The sequence below is a fragment of the Paenisporosarcina sp. genome (assembly GCF_049671445.1).
Taxonomy (GTDB): domain Bacteria; phylum Bacillota; class Bacilli; order Bacillales_A; family Planococcaceae; genus Paenisporosarcina.
The window spans coordinates 1-2,980 of sequence record NZ_JBATUX010000081.1; the positions used below are offsets into that span (position 1 = coordinate 1).

The window sequence follows — 2,980 nt, forward strand, 5'->3', positions numbered from 1 at the left end:
CAAATACTTTTCCAGGTCCCGCAGTTGCGACAAGTGTTTTAAACACCTTTTCAACAGGTTGTTGAATTTTTTTCGCCACTGAAACACCATCGACTTGTCCGTCAGACACTTCATACTCAAATAAATCGTAAACGATTTTTTGTTGATCGAGTAAGCGCACTGCATTCGTTTTTGCTGGTTTAGCTGACTTTGCCATAGACATTTCCTCGTTTCGTTAGAAAAACATGAAGTGCCGTCTTACTCCTGCATTTGCAGAGAGAAAAGATAACCATTTTAAAAATTTCAGATTTAGCGCATGAATCTAGATAGATCTCATCATTATTCCTTATTCATTAATTTCTTCAAAGCCTCAGCCATTGCTGTATTTTGTGGCTCATCTTGTTGTTTCAAGAACTTCTGGACATCTTTCTTATTGGCTTTTGCTCCGCCAGAAGATTCACGACGTTTTTCAAAGGCTGACAATTTTTCTCGATGACCACATTTACAAACGAACAGTTTGCCATCGCCTTCACCGCGCATCTCCATGCGTTTGTGACACACTGGGCAACGTGCATTTGTTTGCATGGACACGGACTTTTTGTAGCCACATTCACGATCTTGACAAACGAGCATTTTCCCGCGCTTACCATTTACTTCGAGTAAATTCTTGCCACATGTCGGACAAGTTTTTCCCGTGACATTGTCATGCTTATATTTTTGATCACTTTGTTTAATTTCAGAAACAACCGTTTTCGAAAACAGGACCATTTCTTTCATAAATTGCTCTTTCTTCAACGTCCCTTTTGCAATTTTCGTTAATTTTTGCTCCCACTCTCCAGTTAAGGACGGTGATTTCAAATCTTCAGGAACCAATTCTAAAAGCTGTCTCCCTTTAGAAGTTGTATGAATATCTTTGCCTTTCTTTTCAATGACAAAGCTATTAAATAACTTCTCGATAATATCTGCACGTGTAGCCACTGTTCCAAGTCCACCAGTTTCCACAGCCATTTGGATGATTTCTTTTGATTCGCCTGCCATAAATGACGAGGGATTTTCCATCGCTGCTAATAACGTTCCTTCGTTGAAACGTGCAGGAGGTTTTGTTTCGCCTTGCGTCATCGTGATAGCACGAATTTCAATTTTGTCTCCTTTTTGAACGGGTGGCAATGTACTTTCGGAAGAGTCTTCTTTATCTTGTTGATAGACTCGCTTCCAACCTTCATCACGCACAGTTTTGCCTTTTGCAGAGAAGTTTTCGCCACCAACTTCAAGCGTGATTACGGTTTGGTCATAAGCATGAGGTGGTAAAAAGACCGCTAAAAACCGTTTGACAATCATGTCATATAATTTGCGTTCTTTATCTGATAAATTCTGCAATACTGGCGATTCTTCTGTTGGGATAATCGCATGGTGATCACTAACTCGTGCATCATCAATTACACCTTTTTGTGGTTGAATATTATTTGAACGCAAAATACTGTTGGTTGCCGCTCGATAAGGCTGCAAGTCTACAGCTTTAATACGATCGATTAACGTCGACTTCATATCACTTGATAAATGTTTAGAGTCAGTACGCGGATAGGTCACCACTTTATGGCGTTCGTATAAACCTTGTAAGGTAGATAATGTTTCTTTAGCTGACCAACCAAACAGACGATGCCCTTCTTTTTGAAGTTCCGTCAAATCAAATAACGGAGGGGCAGGCTGTTTCTTTGGTGTCGTTTGAATAGACGAAATCTTGCCCTCTTTATTAGCGTCTAATTTTCTAAGAACTTGCTCGACTTGCTCTTTATTAAAATTGCTCGTTTGATTGTTTGGACCAAATGACCACGTGTAATTTACTTCTTTAGTTAACGCTTGTAACCCATAATAGGGCTTAGATTTGAAGTCGCTAATTTGCTTTTCACGCGCTGCAATCATTGCAAGTGTCGGCGTCTGGACACGACCTGTCGATAGTTGAGCATTATATTTCACGGTCAATGCTCGTGTTGCGTTAATCCCAACTACCCAGTCTGCTTCCGCTCTCGCAACAGCCGCTTCAAATAAATGTTCATATGCACGTCCGTCTTTAAGTTCTCGGAAGCCTTTTTGAATCGCTTGGTCAGTAACGGAAGATATCCATAACCGCTTGATCGGTTTCTTCACTTTTGCTTTGTCTAAAATCCAACGGGCTACAAGCTCCCCTTCTCGACCAGCATCAGTTGCGATAATGATATCCTTAACATCCGAACGATTTAATTGTGCCTTCACTGCGTTAAATTGTTTCATCGTTTGTTTAATTGGCACGAGTTTAAATGGCTGAGGTAATATCGGCAAATCCTCAAGTTTCCATTCTTTATAGCTATTATCGTATTGTTCTGGATCAGCATGAGTAACTAAATGACCGAGTGCCCATGTCACTATATATTGTGTTCCTTCTAAAAAGCCATTTCCTTTTTTATGACAACCGAGGACGCGAGCAATATCGCGTGCTACGGATGGTTTTTCTGCAAGTACTACTGATTTTGACAAATTGTCCGCCCCTCTCTTCTGTAAGTTCATTATAACGGAAAGTGAAACGATTCTAAAATGAATCGGTAGGATTGTTGTTGCGGAGTGATGTCTTAAGGGAGGTTAGCGAGATTCTATCGGCGGGTTCTTGTCGACTATGGGCGGTTAGCGGGCGGGATTCTATGAGCGGGTTCTTGTCGACTATCAGCGGTTAGCGGGGTTCTATCGGCGGTTTTTTGTCGACTATCGGCGGTTGGCACGATCCTATGAGCGGGTTCTTGTCGACTATCAGCGGTTAGCACGATTCTATGAGCGAAACTCCTTAAAACCAAACAATTCTCCATCAAAAAACCACTTCGCAAGCTCGTCGCGAAGTGGTCCATCAAGATCTTAAGGTTTATCGATTGTTTCTTTTGACAGATGCGTGCTCATTTCTGCGTACTGCACAAACACTCGTGCGAGTTCACGCAGGCGATCATGCACATCTTCATCGACTATTACATTGCCTTCC

General features: G+C 41.5%; 1 protein-coding gene and 2 pseudogenes. All 3 read right to left on the minus strand.

Annotated features, from left to right (window positions below; genetic code table 11):
• Nucleotides 1-196, minus strand: a pseudogene (locus tag WBG45_RS10510) (Cys-tRNA(Pro) deacylase); the annotation flags it as partial.
• Nucleotides 197-318: 122 nt separating this feature from the next.
• The gene (locus WBG45_RS10515) at nucleotides 319-2,490 is read right to left on the minus strand and encodes a DNA topoisomerase III (protein ID WP_424414350.1); all 2,172 of its coding nucleotides are present in this window, start codon (nucleotides 2,488-2,490) and stop codon (nucleotides 319-321) included.
• A gap of 369 nt (nucleotides 2,491-2,859) precedes the next feature.
• A pseudogene (locus tag WBG45_RS10520) lies at nucleotides 2,860-2,980 on the minus strand (NADH-dependent FMN reductase); the annotation flags it as partial.